We start from the raw sequence: 21,019 nt of genomic DNA on the forward strand, positions 1-21,019 counted from the left end.
ACCCAGGCACCGTCGACCTTGAGCGGCTTCATACGGACCACGTTCCTCTGCCGTCGGCGTCCGCGCCAAGGGAACCCCCGGCGCGACCCCCCTCCGGGACTCGCACACGCTCGCCCGTCGGTCGGCGCCCGGTGTCACACGCAGGACGGCCGGCGAGGGTGCGATCCCCGAAGCGCCTGGTCATGATGCGAATTCCAGCGTCGCGGTCGTATGCTGGAGAGGCGGCAATGTGCACGACGGCGTGGCTTCGACTATGAACTCACTCATCGAGGACTACGCCCTCATCAGCGATCTGGAAACCGCTGCCATGGTCGGCAGGGACGGATCCATCGACTGGTTGTGCCTGCCCCGGTTCGATTCTCCGGCCTGCCTGGCCGCCATGCTGGGCACCGAGGACAACGGCTTCTGGCGGATCGCGCCGGTCTCACGGATGGCACGCGCTCCCTGCGCGCGCCGGTCGTACCGGCCCGACTCTCTCGTCCTGGAGTCCCGCTGGGAGACCCCGACGGGCGCCGTGCGGGTCACCGACTTCATGCCGCCGCGCTCTCAACTGCCCTGCATCGTACGTGTGGTGGAAGGCCTGTGGGGTGTCGTCGACGTGCGCAGCGAACTGCGGCTGCGCTTCCACCAGGGCCGGGTCGTGCCATGGATCCAGGTCGGCGAAGGCTGTACCGTCGCGGTCGCCGGGCCGGACGCCGTCTGGCTGAGCACCGAAGGGCCGGTGCGGGAACTCACCGACGGGGACCGCACGGTCCACGATTTCACCGTCCGGGCCGGCCGGAAGACGACACTGACGTTCGTCTGGGCGCCCTCGTACGTGCCCGAGCCGCCCGCGCCGTTGTCCGTACCCGCGGAGACGGTACTCAAGGAAACCTGTGACTTCTGGCGGCACTGGACCGGACAGTGCCAATACGAAGGGCCCTGGCGCGATGCCGTGGTGCGGTCCCTGATCACCCTGAAGGCCCTCACCTACGCGCCCACCGGTGGCATCGTCGCGGCCCCGACCACCTCACTGCCCGGCTGCATCGGCGGGGAACGCAACTGGGACTACCGCTTCTGCTGGTTGCGTGATTCCACCCTGACCCAGTCCTGTCTGCTGCACAGCGGCTACCGGGACGAGGCGGAGGCATGGCTGGGCTGGCTGGTACGGGCCATCGCGGGGGAACCCGCCGATCTTCAGACCGTGTACGGCGTCGGCGGACAGCGACTACTCCCGGAGACGGAGGCGCCGTGGCTGACCGGCTACGAGGGGTCGCAGCCGGTCCGCTTCGGGAACTCCGCGGTGAGCCAGTTCCAACTCGATGTGTACGGCGAGGTTCTCGACACGCTGCTCCTGTCCCTGCGAGCGGGGATCCCCCTGCCGGGCCATGTGTGGAGTCTGGTCGAATCCATGATGGGCCACCTCCGCCGTCACTGGCGGGAGCCGGACCAAGGGCTGTGGCAAGTGCGCGGACCCGCACGGCAGTTCGTCCATTCCAAGGTCATGACGTGGGTGGCGGCGGACCGTGCGCTGCGCATGGGCGCGCTGCTCGGAAGGAACGGGTCCTCGGAGGTGTGGCGGGCCCTGCGTGACGAGGTGCACCAGGAGGTGTGCCGGGAAGGATGGGACGCGGGCCGGGGATCCTTCGTCCAGTCCTACGGCTCGTCGACGCTCGACGCCTCCGCACTGCTGATTCCCCGGCTGGGCTTCCTGCCCGCCGGGGACGACAGAGTGCGCGGTACCGTGCACGCGATGCGGGAGCTGACCCATGGCGGGTTCGTGCGGCGGTACGCCCACAACGGCCAGGGCGTGCACGGCGTGGACGGCATGCACGGCTCCGAGGGCGCGTTCGTGGCGTGCTCCCTCTGGTACGCCGACGCTCTCGCCACGACCGGACACCCGGAGGCGGCCCGGGAAGCCTTCGACCGAGTCCTGGCGATCCGCAACGACGTCGGACTGCTCTCGGAACAGTGGGACCCCGACACCGGCCGTCAACTGGGCAACGCACCCCAGGCGTTCAGCCACATCGCGCTGGTGGAGACGGCGTTCCTGCTGTCGGAGCCGCAGCCGCGTCGTTGACCCTCAGTCCTTGGCGAGTCGTCGACGGTCAGTTCTTGAGGGTCGGCGACGGTCAGTTCCTGAGGGTCAGTTCTTGGCGATCGGGCGCCGGGCGGAGCCGCCGTAGCCGTGCGGGTTGAGCTGCTGGAACCGCCACGCGTCACGGCACATGTCGGCGAGGTCCCGGGACGGGTGCCAACCCCAGGCACGCCCCACGGCGGTGGCGTCCGCCACCAGCGCGGCCACGTCGCCGGGGCGTCGCGGGACGATCTCGTAGGGAACGGGGATGCCGCATTCCTTGGAGAAGGCGGCGATCACGTCGAGCACCGAACTCCCTTTTCCCATGCCGAGGTTGTACACGCGCATGCCCCGCTCGTCCGCGAGGTGGTCGAGGGCGACGCGGTGGGCTTCGACGGTGTCCATGACGTGCAGATAGTCGCGGATCGCGGTCCCGTCCGTTGTCGGGTAGTCGTCGCCGAAGACGCGGAGGCGTTCCCGCCGGCCGATGGCCACCTGGGCCACGTTCGGCAGCAGGTTCTCCGGAGAGCCGCGGGGGTCCTCGCCGAGCAGTCCGCTGGGATGGGCGCCCGCCGGGTTGAAGTACCGCAGACACAGCACCGTGTACTCGGGACGGCGTCGGCAGACATCGGCCAGGATCTGCTCGCAGACGAGCTTGGAGGCCGCGTACGGATTGGTGGGCCGGGCCGGGGTGGATTCGTCGAGAGGTTCGTGTCCGGCGTCGCCGTAGATAGAGCAGGAGGAGGAGAAGACGAGCTGGTGCACTCCGTGTTCGTGCATGGTGTTCAGCAGCGCGGTCGTTCCGCCGACGTTGGTGTCGTAGTACTCGATGGGCATCCGTGTCGACGTGCCGACGGCCTTGTGCGCGGCAAAGTGCACGACGGCGTCGATAGAGTGTCGGTCGAAGACGGCCGACAGGGCACGTCGGTCACGGATGTCCAGCTCATAGACGGTGCCGACAAAACGGCCCGCGATGCGTTCCACGCGGGCGAAGACCTGCGGCGTGCTGTTGGAGTAGTTGTCGACCACGATCAACTCGTAGCCGTGATCGAGCAGTTCGACGCAGGCGTGACTGCCGATGAATCCTGCGCCGCCCGTGACGAGAATGGTCGAGGGGGCACTCATGGGCCCGGCTCCTTCGTGTGCGCGCGGGCGGCGGTCCGGAGGCGAGCGCCGCGTGGGCACGGCAGGCCGGGTGCCGGGACCAGGGGGCGGGCCGGACGATTTGTACGTCCGGGACCCCCGCCGAAGCGGGCTCCGCCTCGGGGGCTTCCGTGCGAGTCGGCTTGCTGTGCGCCATGGCGTGACGCTCCTGAGTGACATGCAGTAGACAACGACGTATGTTTACGGCGTATATATACAACTCTGCACCGTTTTGCCCCGACCGTCAAGCGGTCCAGGCGGTCCGCCGACCGCCTGAACGCGCATCCGGGACCGGTTGCGGCCCGCTCGGCCGCGTACCGGCCGGACCCCGTCAGCCGGCCAGCTCCCGGGCGCGCTGAGCGGCCTCGCGCACCGAAGCGCGGTGCACGGGTCCGTGTCCGGGAAGCAGTACGTCGGCGGCGAGGGCCTCGATGCTTTCGAGTGAGGCGAGGGCCCCGGCGCGTTCGGTGTCGAACATCTTGGGCAGCAGCTGCGGGCCCTGTATCCGTGACGTGGGGTGACCGCTCACCAGGGCGTCACCGGAGATCAGCACTCCGGCGTGCGGCAGGTGGTAGACGCAATGGCCGGGTGTGTGGCCGGGCGTGTGCACCGGGACCGGCCGGCCGGGCAGATCGAGCGGGCCCTCGTGCGGGAAGGCCTCGGGCTTCTTCATCGTCACGTCCGCCGTGCCGCCGGAGCGGATGGCGTGCACCGCCCAGGGCAGCACGCCGGGACGCCAGGCCTGCCGCATCACCTGTCCGATGCTCACCTGGTGGAGGAACTCGCGGCGCGCGTGCGGCACTTCGGTCTCGTGCAGCTGGACCGGGGTCCCGTAGGTGCTGTTCAGGAACTCGGCGGAGCCGAGGTGGTCGCTGTGCGCGTGGGTGATGAGCACGGCGGTCACGGCCTCGGGCGCGTGGCCGAGGGCCTTCAGTGACGCCAGGAGATCCTCGCGGTCGCCGGGATACCCCGTGTCGATCAGGGTGACGGAGTCGCCCTCGGACAGCACCACCCAGTTCGTGTTGCTGCCGTGCACCAGATGAACTCCGGTGGCTGCCTCGACGATCGCTTCCTCGCGCATGACCATCCCGATGTTGGACAACTGCTGGCGACCCCATGGGTCCTGACAAGGCGAAAGGTATCGCGAGCGGGTGCGCGGCGGCGTACGGCCGCCGCGCACCCCGTTCGTCCTCGTCGGCCCCGTCGGCCCCGTCGCACCCGTCGGCGCCGGGGGTCCCGGGTCCCGGCACGGTTGCCTCCGTGACGTGGCGAACGGAACGGGCCTCCGTCCGGGGCGCCCGCGCCATCCGTGAAGGACGGCTCGAAGGTGAACGGCCCTTTGTGGCAGGGGACTTGACGCGGCCCGGCCAAGACGCTGCCATATGGCGAGTCACGTTGACTTTTGTTCGACTCTGCGAACAAACCCCTCAAGGGAGAGTCGTATGTCCCCTCTTTCGAACATGATGTGTCTGGTACGTCTCCTCAGACGCGTGGGTATCCAGGGCGCCGTCCTGCTGCTCGCCGTCGCCGCGCTGACCGGACCCGGCCGCCCGGCCGCTCCGCTCGCGGCCGAGCCCGCCGCGGTCGCCACCAGCCAGGCCGGGGTCACCCCGGCCCCGATGGGCTGGGCGTCCTGGAACAGCTTCGCCAGCGCCATCGACTACGCCACCATCAAGGCCCAGGCGGACGCCCTCGTCTCCTCCGGCATGGCCGCCGCCGGATACAAGTACGTCAACATCGACGAGGGCTGGTGGCAGGGCGCCCGCGACAGCAGCGGCAACATCAGCGTCGACACCACCCAGTGGCCGGGCGGCATGAAGGCCATCGCCGACTACATCCACGGCAAGGGTCTCAAGGCCGGCATCTACACCGACGCCGGGAAGAACGGCTGCGGCTACTACTACCCGACCCCCTCCACGACCCCGGCCACTCCCGGCACCGGTCTTGAGGGCCACAGCCAGCAGGACCTCCAGACCTTCCAGAACTGGGGCTTCGACTTCGTCAAGGTCGACTGGTGCGGCGGGGACGCCGAGGGCCTCGACCAGGAGACGACGTACAAGGCGATCCGCGACGCGAACGCGGCCGCCACCGCGGTCACCGGACACTCGCTCGTCCTGTCCCTGTGCGAATGGGGCACGGGAAACCCGTGGAACTGGGCCGCCGGCACCGGTGACATCTGGCGCACCAGCACCGACATCGTCTACTGGCCCGACAACCCCTCGATGACGAGCGTCCTCGCGAACTTCGACAAGTCGCTGCACCCCGCGGCCCAGCACACCGGCTTCTACAACGACCCCGACATGATGACCGTCGGCATGACGGGCCTGAGCGCCGCCCAGAACCGCACCCACATGGGACTGTGGGCCATCTCCGGCGCACCGCTGCTCGCGGGCGACAACCTCGCCACCATGAGCTCGTCGACCGCGTCGATCCTCACCAACTCCTTGGTCATCGCCATCGACCAGGATCCGCGCGGTCTCCAGGGCGTCAAGGTCGCCGAGGACACGACCGGCCTTCAGGTCTACAGCAAGGTCCTCGCCGGCACCGGCAAGCGCGCGGTCCTGCTGGTGAACCGCACGTCCGCCGCCGCCGACATCACCGCCCGCTGGGCGGACATGGGCCTGACCACAGCCTCCGCCACGGTCCGCAATGTGTGGTCGGCCGCCAACGCCGGGTCCTACGCAACGAGTTACACCACCAGCGTGCCCGCGGGCGAGGCCGTCCTGCTCACCGTCGTCGGCACCGAGGGCTCCGTGGCGACCTACGAGGACACCACCTCGGCCACGACGCCGACCTTCACCGGCGTCAGCGCGACCGCCGCCGGCACGGAGCTCGTCGACATCAGCTACGCCAACAGCGGCTCCACGGCCCGCCGGGCGACCCTCCAGGTCAACGGCCAGTACGCGCAGACCCTCGCCTTCCCGCCCACCGGGTCGTCGAGCACGTACCGCACCGTCTCCGTCCTCGCCTCCCTGGCCAAGGGCTCCAACACGCTGGCCTTCGCGGCCTCGGGCACCGCGCCCGACATCGACGCCGTCACGGTCCGCGCCCTCCCCGGAACCAACGGCACCGCGATCGTGGGCACCGGCTCCGGGCGCTGCCTCGACTTCTTCAAGAGCTCCATCGCCAACAACACCCAGGCCGAACTCTGGGACTGCGGCGGAGGCCAGAACCAGACGTTCACCGCCACCTCGCGCGGCGAACTCGTCGTCTACGGCAACAAGTGCCTGGACGCCTACAACAGCGGGACCGCGAACGGCACTCGGGTCGTCCTGTGGGACTGCAACGGCGGCACCAACCAGAAGTGGACCGTCAACTCCAACGGCACCATCACCAACAACGTCTCCGGCCTGTGCCTCGACGCGTCGGGCAACGGCACGGCGAACGGAACGTCGATCGTCCTGTGGTCGTGCAACGGGGGAACGAACCAGAAGTGGAGCCGCAACTGAGCGAACCGCGCCGCTGAGGAGGCCGGTTGACGCCGATGGGTGAGATGACCGGGTCGGCGGGACACGGGCCGGCTGATAGGGCCCGGGCGTGATCCGGCCGGCCGAGCGGGCCGGGGAAAACCCGGTGCGCGGCCCGCGCCCGGTTCCCTAGACTCGCCACGGAATCACACACCACCCCTTCCGGCGCCGTGTGTGTCGTGACGAACGAGGGGAGCCGGGCCGTGCGTTACCGCACCGCTGTCGTCGTTCCCCGGTCACAGTACGAGGTGATCCTCGTGTCTCCGCGGGCCCGGTATCGGCTGCGCGGCCGGAACCGGATGCCCGCGACGACCTTCTGACCTCCGCCCGTACGGTGGCGACCGCATGCCCGGTCGCCGTGCAGCCTGCCCGCCGGAGGTCTGTCCCCGCCTGAACTCAGGTGTGTCGTCCGGGAATCGCGCCGACCCGTTCTCCGGATCGTCCGAAAGGCCCTGGGCCGTGCGTACCGACCTGCACCGTCACCTCACCGACCCCTTCACCGACCCCCTCGCCACCGTCCGCAACCTGGGCATCCTCGCCCATGTCGACGCGGGGAAGACCACCGTCACCGAACGGATCCTCTACCTCACCGGGACCACCCACAAACGGGGCGAGGTCCACGACGGAACCACCGTCACCGACTTCGACTCCCAGGAGCGCGACCGTGGCATCACCATCTTCGCCGCGGCCGTCAGTTGTGCCTGGGACGGCCACCGGATCAACCTGATCGACACCCCGGGCCACGTCGACTTCTCCGACGAGGTGGAGCGCTCGCTCCGTGTCCTCGACGGCGCCGTCGCGGTGTTCGACGCCGTGGCGGGCGTGGAGCCGCAGAGCGAGTCGGTGTGGCGGCGGGCCGACCGGCACGGCGTCCCGCGGATCGCCTTCGTGAACAAGCTGGACCGCGCCGGCGCCGACCTCGACACCGCGGTCGCGTCGATCCGGGAACGGCTGCATCCGGCGCCGCTGGTCGTCCAGTTGCCGATCGGCACGGAGGACGCCTTCACGGGCGTGGTCGATCTGCTCCGGATGCGCGCGCTGGTGTGGGCCGACGGCGCCGAGTCGGCCGAGGAGATCCCGGTGCCGCAGGACCTGCTGGAGGAGGCCCGCCGACGACGCCGTCTGCTGGAGGAGGCGGTGGCGGAACTCCACCCGGCGGCCCTGGAGGAGTTCTGTGCCCGCTCCACCCTCTCGGCACGGACCCTTTCGGCCGCACTCCGCGACCTGACCCGTACCGGCGAGGGCGTGGTGGTGCTGTGCGGCTCGGCCTACCGCAACCGCGGGATCGAACCGCTGCTGGAGGCCGTGGTGGCCTACCTGCCCTCGCCGCTCGACGTGCCCGCCGTCCGCGGCACGCACGGCGGCGCGGAGCAGGAACGGGCGGCCGACCCACAAGCGCCGTTCGCGGGGCTGGTGTTCAAGGTGAACGCCACCGCCACCGGACGGATGACGTATCTGCGTGTCTACGCGGGCACGGTGGAGAAGGGACAGACGGTGGTGGACGTGGGCACGGGACGCACCGAGCGGATCGGACGGATCCTTCGCGTCCGGGCCGACCGCCACGCGGAGCTGGAGCGCGCGGTGGCCGGTGACATCGTCGCCGTCATCGGGCCGAAGTCCGCCCGGGCCGGGGCGACGCTGTGCGCCCCCGCGGCGCCGCTGCTCCTCGAACCGCCGGTCGTCGCCGATCCGGTGGTGTCCGTGGCGGTCGAGGCACGAAGGAGCACCGAGACCGACCGTCTGGTGTCGGCGTTGGCGCGGCTGGTCGAGGAGGACCCCTCGCTGGTCGTCCGCACCGACCCCGAGACCGGGCAGACGGTGCTGTCGGGCATGGGAGAACTGCATCTGGAGGTGGCGGTGGAGAAGATCCGGCGCGCCCACGGGCTCGACGTCGCCGTCGGGCGCCCGAGGGTGTCCTACCGGGAGACGGTGGTCCGAGGGGTGTCGGGTCTGGTGTACCGGCATGTCAAACAGGACGGCGGCGCGGGGCAGTTCGCCCATGTCGTCCTCGACGTGGAGCCGCTGGGGACCGACCCCGACGGTGTCGAGGGGAGTCCCGCGGGCTTCGTGTTCGCCTCGACGGTCGTCGGCGGCCGGGTGCCGCAGGAGTACGTCCGTGCCGTGGAGGCCGGCTGCCGGGACGCGCTCGCCGAGGGTCCCCTCGGCGGGCACCCGGTGACCGGGCTGCGCGTCACCCTCACGGACGGGGCGACCCATGCGAAGGACTCCTCGGAGATGGCGTTCCGCACGGCCGGCCGGTTCGGGCTGCGTGAGGCGCTGCGCGCCAGTGCCATGGTCCTGCTGGAACCGGTGGTCGAGGTCACCGCCACCGTGCCCGAGGACGCAGTCGGCGGGGTGCTCGGCGACCTCGCGGCGCGGCGCGGCCGGGTCTCCGGCTCGCTCACCCGCGTGGGTACGGCGGTGATCACCGCCACCGTGCCGCTGGCCGAACTCTTCGGCTACGCGACCCGGTTGCGCAGCCGGACCCAGGGCCGGGGCGTCTTCACCACCCGGCCCACCGGCCTCGCCCCGGCGCCCTCGCAAGGGGCACCGGCCCGGTAGCCGCGCGCGGTTCCACGCGTGACGACGGCCCCGCCCCGACAAGGGCGGGGCCGTCCTCATTTCCAGCACGAGCGCGGTGGAGGAGTCGAACAGCGGCGAGGCCGCCGCCCGCACTCTGCCCGCCGATCGCGAGGCGGCACATCGGGTCGTCCAGCTCCGTCAGCGGCAGCACGTGGCCGCCGCCGCGGAAGTTGACGCGCACCGGCGGTGGCGGCCCGTAGGACGTCGGCAGGTACACCGTGGCGCGGGCCGGGGCGACCGTCGTAGGGATCGGGTCCTCGGGCCTTATTCGAAGTCGCAGCCGGGATTGGGGGCGTCCTCGGAGAAGGGCGCGCCGTGCGGCAGTACGTAGAGGACGTCCAGGACCAGCGGCTTGGTGCCGAGGTTGCGACCGATGTGGACGTTCGTGGGGCCGGGCGGCTCGGTGAGGGAGTCGCCGGTCCGGTAGAGACCGTCCTTCGCGCACGTCGAGTCGAAATGGCTGAGGGTGCCCTGCTTGACGTAGCCGTAGAGCGGGCCGTCGTGGTAGTGCCAGCCGGTCGCCTGGCCGGGCGGGATGGTGATCTCCCGGAGGGTGTAGTCCGTGCCGTCGACGGTGGTCTGCGAGATGATCTTGCCGCTGACCCCGGGGCCGGGAGGAGTTGCGTGAGCGGGAACGGCGACGAGTGACAGACACAGGGCCGCTATCCCTGCCGACCCGGTGCGGAGCGAGGCGCGCATGCGGTAAGTCCCTTCGGCCGAAGGTGAGTTGGCGTTCGCGCTGTGGAGCGTGCCGCACCCGCGCCGGGATTCCCGGAGTCCGGTCCGCGGCGCGGGCGAGGGGCGGACTGCCTCGGCCCTGCGGACCCCGGCGGTCGAGGTTCATGGTGAGGCCGTCCCTCGCGCACCACAAGCGGAAGGGGCCGGCGATCGGAACGCCTGTCAGGTCTGCACCGAGGGTCGCGCAAGCGTGTCGGCAACATGCCGAACAAAATTGTTGACAATCTTGTTGGTCTAGATTTACGTTCGACAGGCACTCACTCAGGGAGGGCAGCAATGCAGACGGAAGCCCGTCCAGGCACCGGCGAGCAGGCCAAGCAGCACGCGTTGGTGCAGCTGCGGCAGGCGATTCTGCGCGGAGACATGGCACCGGCCCAGCGGCTGGTGGAGAACGAGCTCGCCGAGCAGTTCGGTGTCACCCGGGCCAGCGCACGGGCGGCACTCATCGAGCTGGAATCGGAGGGACTGGTCGAGCGGATCCGCAACCGCGGATCACGCGTGCGGGTGGTGACCGTGGAGGAAGCGGTCGCCATCACCGAGTGCCGTATGGCGCTCGAAGGGCTCTGCGCCGCCAAGGCGGCCGTCGCGGCCACCGACGACCAGCTCGCCGAACTGGCCGACCTGGGCGCCGCCATGGTCAAGGCGGTCGCCGACGGCGATCCGGTCACCTACTCGGAGCTCAACCACGAAGTGCACGCCCGGATCAGGGAGTTCTCCGGCCAGCAGACGGCCGTCGGACTCCTGGAACGGCTCAACGCCCAACTGGTGCGCCACCGGTTCCAGTTGGCGCTGCGCCCCGGTCGTGCGCAGCAGTCCCTGAGTGAACACCTGGCCATGATCGAGGCGATCGCGGCCAGGGACCCGCAGGCGGCCGAAGCGGCCGTCCGCGCTCACCTCGGCAGTGTGATCGAAGCGCTGCGCGACTGACGTGCCGCGCGGCGACGCGCGGTACGACGGACAGCCGAGGCGGGCGCCCACCTGTCCACCAAGGAGATTGCTGCAATGACGCACGGCAACGCGCCCGCCGCCCCCGAACCCTCGGACCGGCCCGAGCCAGGGGGGCGCCCAGCACGGTCGACCCTGGTCGTCACCGCGCACGCCGGAGACTTCGTGTGGCGGGCCGGGGGAGCCATCGCCCTGGCCGCCTCCCGGGGCGAGAAGGTCACCATCGCGTGCCTGACCTTCGGCGAGCGCGGCGAGTCCGCCAAGGCCTGGCGTGAGGGCAAGAAGCTCGACGAGATCAAGGCGATACGCCGCGAGGAGGCCGAGAAGGCCGCCGCCAAGCTCGGCGCCGCAGTCCGCTTCTTCGACGCCGGCGACTACCCGCTGACCGCCACCGCCGAGCTCACCGACCGCCTGGTGACGGTCTACCGCGAGACCCAGCCGGACGTCGTGCTCACCCACCCGACCGAGGACCCGTACAACGGCGATCACCCGGCCGCCAACCGCATGGCGCTGGAGGCCCGTGTCCTCGCCCAGGCCATCGGCTACCCCGGCGAGGGCGAGATCATCGGCGCCCCGCCCGTCTTCTACTTCGAACCGCACCAGCCCGAGATGAGCGGCTTCCGGCCCGAAGTGCTCCTCGACATCACCGAGGTGTGGGAGACCAAGCGCAGGGCGATGGAATGCCTCGGCGCCCAGCAGCACCTGTGGGACTACTACACCGACCTCGCCGTACGCCGCGGGGTGCAGCTCAAGCGCAACGCGGGCCCCAACCTGGGCCTGGCCCACCGGACCAGGGCCGAGGCGTACATGCGTCCCTTCCCGCAGATCGCGAAGGAACTGGCATGAGCGGCGTGATCGTCACCGGCCCGCCGAAGGCGGACGTGAAGGACGTCGAGGCGATCGCCGGATACGGCACCGCGACCGTGCACGAGGCGATGGGCCGCACCGGTCTGCTCGGCACGCATCTGCGTCCCATCCAGCAGGGCATCCGCGTCGCGGGCACCGCGGTCACCGTGCTGTCCTGGCCCGGCGACAACCTCATGATCCACGCCGCCGTCGAACAGTGCGGCGAGGGCGACATCCTGGTCGTCACCACCACCTCGCCCTCCACCGACGGCATGTTCGGCGAGCTGTTCGCCACCGCGCTCCACCGGCGCGGCGTGCGCGGCCTGGTCATCGACGCCGGCGTCCGGGACACCGCCGAACTGCGGGGGATGGGCTTTCCCGCCTGGTCCGCCGCGGTCAGCCCGCAGGGCACCGTGAAGGCGACCGGCGGCTCCGTCAACGTCCCGGTGGTCCTCGGCGGCCAGATCGTCCGGCCGGGCGACGTGATCCTCGCCGACGACGACGGCGTGGTGTGCGTGCCCCGTGAGAGCGCCCGCCGGACCGCCGAGGCGTCCGAGGCCCGTGAGCGCAAGGAGGCGCTGGCCCGCGCCGCCTTCCTCGACGGCGAACTCGGCCTGGACCGTTACGGGTTGCGCGAGACCCTCGTACGCCTGGGCGTGACGTACACGACGTACGACGAGTACGTGCGGGACGGAGCCGCGCCGTGAGCGGGGCCGAGGAGGTGCGCTGCATGCTCCTGCGCGGTGGCACCTCCAAGGGCGCCTACTTCCTGGCCGGGGACCTGCCCGCCGACGCCGCCGAACGCGACGACCTGCTGCTGCGCGTGATGGGCAGCCCCGATCCGCGCCAGATCGACGGTCTGGGCGGCGCGCATCCGCTCACCAGCAAGGTGGCCGTGGTCTCGGTCTCCGCCGACCCCGCCGCGGATGTGGACTACCTCTTCCTCCAAGTCGCCCTCGAGAAGGCGGAGGTGTCGGATCGTCAGAACTGCGGCAACATCCTCGCCGGGGTCGGCCCGTTCGCCGTCGAACGCGGACTGGTCGAGCCGGGGGACGGTCGTACGTCGGTACGCATCCGCATGGTCAACTCGGGTGACTTCGCGCACGCGAGCTTCCCCACCGAGGGCGGGCGCGTGGTCTACGAGGGCTCCGCCGAGATCTCCGGGGTGCCGGGGACCGCGGCGCCCGTGGTGATCGAATTCCCGCAGGGAAGCGCTCCGTTGCTGCCCACCGGCCACGCCCGGGACCTCGTCGCCGACACTCCGGTCACCTGCGTGGACAACGGCATGCCGACCGTGCTGATCGCCGCGTCCTCGCTGGGTGTCACCGGGTACGAGAGTCCGAAGGACCTGGACGAGGATCGGACCCTGGCCGGGCGACTCCGCGAAATCCGGCTGGAAGCGGGCAAGTTGATGGGCCTCGGGGACGACGAGAACGCCCCCGTGCCCAAGCTGACCCTGCTCGCTCCGCCGCGCGCCGGCGGAACCGTCATGACCCGCACCTTCATCCCGGTGCGCTGCCACACCTCCATCGGCGTCCTCGGCGCCGCGAGCGTCGCCGCCGGGCTGCGCGTGGAGGGTGGCGTCGGGCACGCCGTGGCACACCCGCCCGAACGGGGCGACCGGCTGCGTATCGAACACCCCACCGGATTCCTCGACATCGAAGCCGGTGTCGAGTACGGCCCCGGGGGAGCCCCACCCGTGGCCCGGCGCACCGCCGTCGTCCGCACCGCCCGCAAGATCTTCGACGGCACGGTCTTCCCCCGGCCGACCGGAGCCGTACAACACTGAGGAGGCCCCATGGCCCCGCCGCTCGGCGACATCGCCCACCTCGGGCACGTCGAACTGCTCACCCCCGACCTGGACGCCAGCGTCCGGTTCTTCACGGACTACCTCGGCCTGACCGAGAACGGCCGCTCCGGAGACTCCGTCTACCTGCGGACCTGGGACGACTACGAGCACCACAGCCTGACCCTCACCGCCCACACGACCTCGGGCATCCGCCGCACCGCCCTGCGCGCCTCCAGCGAGGAGGCCCTGCGGCGCCGGGTCAAGGAGATCGAGAGCGCCGGCCGCGAGGGCCGCTGGGTGAACGACGAGCCCGGCCTCGGCCCCGTCTACGTCACCACCGACCCCGACGGCCACGAACTCGCCCTGTACTGGGAGAGCGAGTGGTATCAGGCGCCCGACCATCTCAAGCCCGGCCTCAAGAACCAGCCGCAGGCCAAGCCCGGTCACGGGGTCGGCGTCCGGCGCCTGGACCACGTGAACTACCTCGCCTCCGACGTCGCCGCCAACGGAGACTTCGTCCGTGACGCGCTCGGGGCCCGCCCGACCGAGCAGATCCAGCTCGACAGCGGCCGGATCGCCGCCCAGTGGCTGACCTTCAGCAACAAGTCGTACGACGTCGTCTACACGGAGGACTGGACGGGTTCGAGCGGGCGCCTGCACCACATCGCGTTCGCCACGGACACCCGTGAGGACATCCTGCGCGCCGCCGATCTCGCCATCGACACCGGCGTGTTCATCGAGACGGGCCCGCACAAGCACGCCATCCAGCAGACGTTCTTCCTCTACGTCTACGAACCCGGTGGCAACCGTGTCGAGTTGTGCAACCCGCTCACCCGCCTCGTCCTGGCCCCCGACTGGCCGCTGATCACGTGGACCGAGGACGAGCGGAAGAAGGGCCAGGCCTGGGGTCTGAAGACCATCGAGTCCTTCCACACCCACGGCACCCCGCCCATCGGCTGACCGGCCACTGGCGGCTTCCTGCCGGACGGTCAACTGAGCGACCAGATCAAGCCAGTACATACACGCGGGCGGCATGGGACGTGTGCCGCCCGCGTGCGCTTTCACCTGCTTCTCAGCTGCCTGTGCGACGGTCTCGGACGGTGGCCTGATTGGTTCCTGGATTGTTGACAAAAGCGTTGACACTCCGGGAGTTCGCTCCTTAGCGTCTGTCGCACCATCGGGTCAGCCGCACGAGCCGCGTCGACCCGCGTTCCCGATCCCCATCCAGGGCCCACGCCTCCTGGACGAGAGGAAACAACGATGTCCTCCTCCCTCGCCCTGCCCGCTCGCGGCAGCAGACTGGCCGCACTGGTCGTCGGCCTCTGCTGGCTGGTCGTCCTCTTCGACGGCCTCGACATGTTCATCTACGGCTCCGTGCTGCCGCACATGCTGGAGACGAAGGCGCTCGGCATCGACCCCGGCAAGGCCGGCGACGTCGGCTCCTACGCCACCTTCGGCATGCTGATCGGCGGCCGCCTCACCGACAAGTTCGGCGGCTCGCTGATCTCCGCGATCTGGTTCGGCGCCACCGCCGTCGGGATCTACTCCCTCAGCTTCAAGATGGCGCTGCCCCTCACCTACACCGTCGTCTTCCTGACCGGACTCTTCCTCTTCTCGGCGCAAGCGATGATCTACGCCACGGTGGCGCACCGCTCCGACGACGACAACCGCGCCACCGCGGTCGGCTGGACCTCCGGCATGGGACGCTTCGGCGCCGTCTTCGGCCCCTGGCTCGGCGGCCAACTGCTCGCCACCGGCTCGACCACCGCGGGCTTCACCGCCTTCGCCCTCGCGGGTGTCTTCTCCCTGGTGTTCGTCAGCCTGACCGGCCTGCGCCGCGTCCAGGTGACGCCCCCGAGCGCCGTGCGGCACCAGGAGCTGACCGCCACCGGCTGACCGGAGCGGCGTGGAACCGGCGTCCGGGCGGGGCCTGACAAAGGATCCGCCCGGACGCCCTCGTGTCGGGGGTGCGTCGGAGGCGGAGGAGCCGCCCCATCACGGAGCCCCTCCCTTTCGCAGGGCCACGGCGTCGCTCCCGACCGCCAGGCCACGACGTCCTTCCCGACCGCCATGTGGGCCGCATATTCCCGTTGCCCCGTTCGTCCCGGGGTGCTGGAGTGACCCCATGGATCACGTTGCGGTACTGGCCCTGTTCGACCGGGACATGCGGGAACGCGCGCGGCCCGACGCGCCGGGCGCCCGGGTCGAGCGCGTCGGCAAGGTGGTGCGCCAGGTCGGCGCCGACAAGGGCTGGAACGGGGTGCTCTGGTCCGACCTGGACGAGACGAGCGCCGACGAGGCCATCGCCGGACAGGTGCGGTTCTTCTCCGGGCTCGGGGGCGGCTTCGAGTGGAAGCTGTACGGCCACGACCGGCCGGAGGACCTGGGGCAGCGGCTGCGGGCGGCGGGCTTCGTCGCCGAGCCGGAGGAGACGCTGATGATCGCCGAGCTGGGCGATCTGGCCCTCGACGTCGAACCGCCCGAGGGCGTACGGCTGCTGCCGGTCACCGACCGCGCGGGCGTCGCCCTGATGGCCGAAGTCCATGAGCAGGCCTTCGGCGGCGACAGCACCCTCCTGCGCCACCAACTGCTCGCCCAGCTCACCGGCGACGCGGACACGGGCGTAGCCGTCGTGGCCCTCGCCGGCGACGTTCCCGTCAGCGCGGCCCGCATGGAACTCCTGCCCGGGGCCCGATTCGCCGGGCTGTGGGGCGGCGGCACCGTCGAGGCCTGGCGGGGCCGTGGCATCTACCGCGCCCTCGTCGCCCACCGCGCCCGGGTCGCCGCGGAGCGCGGCTACCGCTACGTCCAGGTCGACGCCTCCAGCCGGAGCCGCCCGATCCTCACCCGCTTGGGCTTCCAGCCGCTCACCACGACCACCCCGTACGTCTACGAAGGGTGACGCCGGCCGCCGCTCCGCGGGGACGGACCCGGGCCCGTGTCACATCCCGGCGTCCGCGATCCGTCGCATCGACATGACAACGAACCAGAGCATTCTCCTGGCCGGTGCGAGCGGTGTCCTCGGCCGGCACATCACCCGGGCCCTGACGGAAGCGGGCCATGAAGTCACCGGCCTCGGCCGCGGCCCCGCCAACGGTGTCAGAGCCGATCTGATGGACCGCGACGCGCTGCTGCGTGCCGTCGACGGACAGCACTACGACACGGTCGTGCTGGCCGCGACCGCCCTGCGCAAGGCCCCTCTGCGCCACCGCGACATGCACGCGACCGACGCCCTGCGCGTCGACGGCACCGCCCACCTGGTCGAGGCCGCGCGGGCCACCGGCGCACGCCGGCTCGTCGCCGAGTCGATGGTCTTCGGGTACGGATTCGGCAACCACGGCGACCGGGTCGTCACCGAGACCGACACCTTCGGGCCCGAGGGGGCCTCGCCCGAACTGGAACGGCACATCGCGGCCATGCGCATCAAGGAGCGCCTCACCTTGGAGGCCGCCGGTCTGGAGGGGATCGCACTGCGCTTCGGCCTCTTCTACGGCGAGGGTGGCACCGACGCCCTGCTGCCCATGCTGCGCGGGAGGCGGCTCCCCGTGGCCGACGACCACGGCCGGGTCCTGCCCTGGGTCGACCTCGCCGACGCTGCGCGCGCGGTGGCCGCCGCCGTGGAACGGGGCCGCCCGGGGGAGGCGTACAACGTCGCCGACCGCACGCCGCTGGGTTTCGCGGCCCATGTCCGGGCCGTGGCCGAGGAGTTCGGCCTGCCGAAGCCGATGACCGTACCGCTGTGGATGATGAAGCCCATGTCGTACGCGCATGTGGTGATGCGGACGACCCTGCGGGTGTCGTCGGCGAAGGCGGAGCGGGAACTGGGCTGGACGCCCGTGTACCCGTCCGCCTACGACGGTCTCGCCGCCCTCAAGGCCGCCGCCTGACCCTGACGTCCTCTCGTCGGCGGCACTCCGCCGAATACGGCCTTCGCCGACGACGGCGAGACGCGGAAGCCCGGCACCCCGCCACGTCCCGGTCCGGCTCCGATTCCGATTCCGGTTCCGGTTCCGGTTCCGGTTCCGGCTCGGGCTCGGGCTCGGGCTCGGGCTCCAGGTTCCGACTCCGCGCCCGGGCACGCCGGGCCGCCCGGACTCCCGGCCCCCTCGTACATCTGCCCCCGGACCCCGGACCCCGGACCCTCAGAGGTCCAGTCGGTACTCCAGTTCCCGGTGGGTGGGCAGATAGCCGAGTGTGTCGTTGATGCCGATCATGGGCGCGTTGCTGTCGGCCGTATCGGTCAGCAGGCCGGAGAGTTCCGGGTACCGCAGACGGGTCCGGCGGATCGACTCCGCCTTCATCCACAGCCCGAGGCCATGGCCGCGGTGCTCGGGCAGGACGCCCGTTCCGTAGTGCTGGGCGTCGCCCCGGCCGTCGCCCGGCACGACGAGTTCCGAGAATCCGACGATCGAACCGTCCGAGCGGTCCACCACGGCCACCGTGTGGAGCGCGTCGCCCCGTTCGAGGACGACCTCGGCCACCGCCACGACCCGCTCCACGTCCCAGACGTCGATGCCGTGGTCGCTGTCCTCCATCGGCATGTCGTCCATGGCCCGCCGGGAGTCGGCGTAGGTGTGCGCCAGCTCGGGCGGCACGACGCCGTCCCAGTGCGTCAACTCGTAGCCCGGGTGCGGGCGTTCGGTGATCCCTGTCACGGTCCCGAGGTCCAGTTCCGGCAGTGGGAGGCGGGCGAACGTCAGGGCCAGCGCCTGGCGGAACCCGCGCGCCGCGAGAAACCGGTCGCCGGGAGAGCCGGCCGTGACCTGGGAGACAAGTGACCGCCGTTTGTCGCTCCGCGCGGCGGTCACGGCGGCGTCCAGGAGAGCGCCGCCCACTCCCGTGCGTCGTTCGGCGGGGTGTACGGCGATCTCCAGCTCGGCGCGATGATCCTGACCCTCCTTGGTGAACAGCCGCAGGAACGCCGAGCCCACCGGGACCCCTTCGGCGTCCGAGGCGAGCCAGGCCAGACGTCGGCTCGACGCGGCGGTCTCGGGATCGGTCAACGGCGTGATGCGTGGCGGCAAGGTCTCTCCGTGGCGTCGGGCGCAGGGTGCGAAGCCCGCAGACCGTAGCCGGACACACCCGCGCCCCGCAACGGAATTCAGCGGGCGCCGCCCCGCATTCCATCCGTCACTCCGCGCCATGGGCCCCGACCTGTCGGCTGAGCCGCGGCCTGTCAGCCGCCCGCCCGTCGGTTGAGCCCCGCCAGCCGGTTGAGCCCGGTCCGTCGGATGAGTCCCGGCTTGTCGGTCGAGCCCCGGCCTGTCGGTTGAGCCCCGCCCGTCGGCTGAGCCTCGGCCTGTCAGCCGAGCCCGCCAGTCGATTGAGCCCGACCCGTCGGTTGTCCCGGCTTGTCGGTCGAGTCCCGGCCCGTCGGCTGAGCCTCGGCCTGTCAGCCGAGTCCCGGCCCGTCAGTTGAGCCCGGCCCGCCGGCCGACCCCCGGCTCGTCACCGACCCCCGGCCCCGTCAGCGCCAGGCCGCTCAGCGCCTCCCCCTCGTCCGGTCCAGTGCCGCGACACCCAGTGCGGCCAGGCCTATCTGGATGAGCCACTCGATCCAGTCGACGCCCTTGGTGTCGGCGACGCCGAACGCGGCGGCGACACCCGACCCGATGAACGCGGCCACGATGCCGACCGCGATCGTCCACAGGATGCCGATGCGCTGGCGTCCCGGCACGACGAGCCGGCCCAGTACACCGATGATGATGCCGATGAGGATGGCACTGATGATGCCCGAGATCTCCATCTCCGCCCCTCTTGGTCGGTCCCCCGCAGTTATGTATCTGCCCGCATCGCGCGGAGCCAGTCCGCTCCCGCGCATCCACCCCGTGGCGGACCCGGCCGGACCCTGTGCAGCCGCCATTTAGTCATGTACCGTTCAATAATCTGTTGAACGGAGGACGGCCAACTTCCGTTCTACGCGCGCAGACTTAGCGCCCGCACCGCCTCTCCCCACTCTGACGGAGGTTCGCCGGATGCTCGGATTCAGGAAGTCCCGCCACAGACTCACCACGGCACTGGCCGTGTTCGGACTGCTCATCACGGGCGCCGCTGTTCAAGCGGCCACCGCCATCCCCGCCCACGCGGCCACCCCCCACCGCGTCCTGTTCGACAACGGCCACGCCGAGACCGCGGGCAACGCCGACTGGATCATCTCCACCAGCCAGCCCGACCCGCTCGGCCAGAACTCCAGCCCGACCTCGGAGACTTCCTGGACGGGTGCCCTTTCTTCCTGGGGTGTGGCCCTTCAGAAGACCGGCAACTACAGCCTGAAGACACTGCCTTCGGGCTCCAGCCTCACCTACGGCGGCAGTGCCGCGACCGACCTGTCGAACTTCGACGAGCTGGTGCTGCCCGAGCCCAACACGCTGTTCACCACCGCCGAGAAGACCGCCATCATGACGTTCGTCAAGAACGGCGGCGGCCTCTTCATGATCTCCGACCACACCGGCGCCGACCGCAACAGCGACGGCTACGACGCGGTCGAGATCTTCAACGACCTGATGACCAACAACAGCGTCGACAGCACCGACCCGTTCGGCTTCTCCATCGACACGCTGGACGTCAGCTCCGACTACCCGACCGCCATCAGCGACAGCACCAACGCGGTCCTGCACGGCTCGTTCGGCACCGTCACCAAGAGCCTGATCGCGGACGGGACCACGGCCACGCTGAAGCCGGCCGACAACTCCGCCGTCAAGGGCCTGGTGTACCGCACCGGTTACTCCGGAAGCACCGGCGCGTTCTTCGCGACCAGCACCTTCGGCAGCGGCAAGGTCGCCTTCTGGGGCGACAGTTCACCCATCGACGACGGTACCGGCCAGTCCGGCAACACCCTGTACGACGGCTGGAACGACACCGGCGCCACCAACGCCGCGCTCGCCCTCAACGCCACCGACTGGCTCGCGGGCACCAGCAGCAGTGGTGGCGGGGGCGGTGGCGGCGGCACCTGCACGGCCGCGCAGCTGCTCGCCAACCCCGGTTTCGAGTCCGGCAGCACGTCCTGGACCGCCACCAGCGGCGTGATCACCAACAGCTCCAGTGAGGCGGCGCGCACCGGCTCGTACAAGGCGTGGCTCAACGGCTACGGCTCGGCCAACACCGACACGCTGTCCCAGGCCGTGACCATTCCCTCGGGCTGCTCGGCCACCCTGAGCTTCTATCTGCACGTGGACACGGCCGAGACGACCACGACCACGGCGTACGACACCCTCAAGGCTCAGGTCGTCAACAGCAGCGGCACCGTGCTGTCGACCCTGGCCACGTACTCGAACCTGAACGCCGCGTCCGGGTACGCGCAGCGCACGTTCAGCCTCGGCACCACCTACGCCGGGCAGACGGTCACGATCAAGTTCACCGGCGTCGAGGGCTCCACGCTCCAGACGTCGTTCGTCCTGGACGACACCGCGCTCAATGTGAGCTGAGTACAGGCCGGACGAGGGGCGGGCCCGG

17 protein-coding genes are annotated in these 21,019 nt (G+C 70.7%); 12 read left to right on the forward strand and 5 right to left on the reverse strand.

Features of this window, described 5'->3' with window-relative positions; all coding sequences use genetic code 11:
• The first annotated feature begins 253 nt into the window (after window positions 1-253).
• Window positions 254-2,059 (forward strand): glycoside hydrolase family 15 protein, encoded by a 1,806-nt coding sequence (locus tag ACZ4N5_RS20415; protein WP_467758464.1) that lies wholly within the window; start codon window positions 254-256, stop codon window positions 2,057-2,059.
• A gap of 66 nt (window positions 2,060-2,125) precedes the next feature.
• Here the strand turns inward: ACZ4N5_RS20415 and galE are convergent, their stop codons facing one another.
• Both galE and ACZ4N5_RS20425 read right to left on the reverse strand, forming a co-directional pair.
• The gene (galE, locus tag ACZ4N5_RS20420) at window positions 2,126-3,181 is read right to left on the reverse strand and encodes a UDP-glucose 4-epimerase GalE (protein WP_467758465.1); all 1,056 of its coding nucleotides are present in this window, start codon (window positions 3,179-3,181) and stop codon (window positions 2,126-2,128) included.
• Window positions 3,182-3,530: 349 nt separating this feature from the next.
• Complete coding sequence (locus ACZ4N5_RS20425) at window positions 3,531-4,280, reverse strand: MBL fold metallo-hydrolase (RefSeq protein ID WP_467758466.1); 750 nt, start codon at window positions 4,278-4,280, stop codon at window positions 3,531-3,533.
• A 382-nt stretch (window positions 4,281-4,662) separates the two neighbouring features.
• Here ACZ4N5_RS20425 and ACZ4N5_RS20430 point away from each other — a divergent pair, with 382 nt between their 5' ends.
• Both ACZ4N5_RS20430 and fusA read left to right on the forward strand, forming a co-directional pair.
• Window positions 4,663-6,648 carry an RICIN domain-containing protein gene (locus ACZ4N5_RS20430; RefSeq protein WP_467758544.1) on the forward strand — a complete coding sequence of 662 codons (1,986 nt, stop codon included), beginning with the start codon at window positions 4,663-4,665 and terminating at the stop codon, window positions 6,646-6,648.
• Window positions 6,649-7,125: 477 nt separating this feature from the next.
• A complete protein-coding gene (gene fusA / locus ACZ4N5_RS20435) occupies window positions 7,126-9,228 on the forward strand; it encodes an elongation factor G (protein ID WP_467758467.1) in 2,103 nt (700 codons plus the stop codon).
• 285 nt (window positions 9,229-9,513) lie between these two features.
• Here fusA and ACZ4N5_RS20440 read toward each other — a convergent pair whose 3' ends face one another.
• Window positions 9,514-9,948 carry a cupin domain-containing protein gene (locus tag ACZ4N5_RS20440; protein ID WP_467758468.1) on the reverse strand — a complete coding sequence of 145 codons (435 nt, stop codon included), beginning with the start codon at window positions 9,946-9,948 and terminating at the stop codon, window positions 9,514-9,516.
• A gap of 315 nt (window positions 9,949-10,263) precedes the next feature.
• On the opposite strand from ACZ4N5_RS20440, the gene ACZ4N5_RS20445 reads away from it, so the two are divergent.
• From ACZ4N5_RS20445 to ACZ4N5_RS20480, 8 genes are all read left to right on the forward strand, one after another.
• Window positions 10,264-10,914: a GntR family transcriptional regulator gene (locus ACZ4N5_RS20445; RefSeq protein WP_467758469.1), complete on the forward strand. Its 651-nt coding sequence runs from the start codon at window positions 10,264-10,266 to the stop codon at window positions 10,912-10,914.
• Between the two features lie 75 nt (window positions 10,915-10,989).
• A complete protein-coding gene (locus ACZ4N5_RS20450) occupies window positions 10,990-11,778 on the forward strand; it encodes a PIG-L deacetylase family protein (RefSeq protein WP_467758470.1) in 789 nt (262 codons plus the stop codon).
• Window positions 11,775-12,485, forward strand: coding sequence for a 4-carboxy-4-hydroxy-2-oxoadipate aldolase/oxaloacetate decarboxylase (locus tag ACZ4N5_RS20455; RefSeq protein ID WP_467758471.1), 711 nt, complete (start codon window positions 11,775-11,777; stop codon window positions 12,483-12,485). Before ACZ4N5_RS20450 ends, ACZ4N5_RS20455 begins: the two co-directional genes overlap by 4 nt.
• Entirely contained in the window at window positions 12,482-13,567 is a 1,086-nt protein-coding gene (locus ACZ4N5_RS20460) for a 4-oxalomesaconate tautomerase (protein ID WP_467758472.1), read from the forward strand. The genes ACZ4N5_RS20455 and ACZ4N5_RS20460 overlap by 4 nt, the downstream gene beginning before the upstream one ends.
• A 9-nt stretch (window positions 13,568-13,576) precedes the next feature.
• Window positions 13,577-14,527, forward strand: coding sequence for a catechol 2,3-dioxygenase (locus tag ACZ4N5_RS20465; protein WP_467758473.1), 951 nt, complete (start codon window positions 13,577-13,579; stop codon window positions 14,525-14,527).
• 300 nt (window positions 14,528-14,827) lie between these two features.
• Window positions 14,828-15,463 carry an MFS transporter gene (locus ACZ4N5_RS20470; protein WP_467758474.1) on the forward strand — a complete coding sequence of 212 codons (636 nt, stop codon included), beginning with the start codon at window positions 14,828-14,830 and terminating at the stop codon, window positions 15,461-15,463.
• Between the two features lie 229 nt (window positions 15,464-15,692).
• Window positions 15,693-16,469 carry a GNAT family N-acetyltransferase gene (locus tag ACZ4N5_RS20475; RefSeq protein ID WP_467758475.1) on the forward strand — a complete coding sequence of 259 codons (777 nt, stop codon included), beginning with the start codon at window positions 15,693-15,695 and terminating at the stop codon, window positions 16,467-16,469.
• Window positions 16,470-16,542: 73 nt separating this feature from the next.
• On the forward strand, window positions 16,543-17,454 hold the full coding sequence (locus ACZ4N5_RS20480) for an NAD-dependent epimerase/dehydratase family protein (protein WP_467758476.1): 912 nt from the start codon (window positions 16,543-16,545) through the stop codon (window positions 17,452-17,454).
• 255 nt (window positions 17,455-17,709) lie between these two features.
• Here the strand turns inward: ACZ4N5_RS20480 and ACZ4N5_RS20485 are convergent, their stop codons facing one another.
• Both ACZ4N5_RS20485 and ACZ4N5_RS20490 read right to left on the reverse strand, forming a co-directional pair.
• Window positions 17,710-18,591: a GNAT family N-acetyltransferase gene (locus ACZ4N5_RS20485; protein WP_467758477.1), complete on the reverse strand. Its 882-nt coding sequence runs from the start codon at window positions 18,589-18,591 to the stop codon at window positions 17,710-17,712.
• Between the two features lie 458 nt (window positions 18,592-19,049).
• A complete protein-coding gene (locus ACZ4N5_RS20490; protein ID WP_467758478.1) occupies window positions 19,050-19,313 on the reverse strand; it encodes a GlsB/YeaQ/YmgE family stress response membrane protein in 264 nt (87 codons plus the stop codon).
• 229 nt (window positions 19,314-19,542) lie between these two features.
• On the opposite strand from ACZ4N5_RS20490, the gene ACZ4N5_RS20495 reads away from it, so the two are divergent.
• Window positions 19,543-20,991 carry a hydrolase gene (locus tag ACZ4N5_RS20495; RefSeq protein ID WP_467758479.1) on the forward strand — a complete coding sequence of 483 codons (1,449 nt, stop codon included), beginning with the start codon at window positions 19,543-19,545 and terminating at the stop codon, window positions 20,989-20,991.
• The last annotated feature ends 28 nt before the right edge of the window (window positions 20,992-21,019 follow it).

Source organism: Streptomyces sp. NPDC026500 (genome assembly GCF_055567635.1).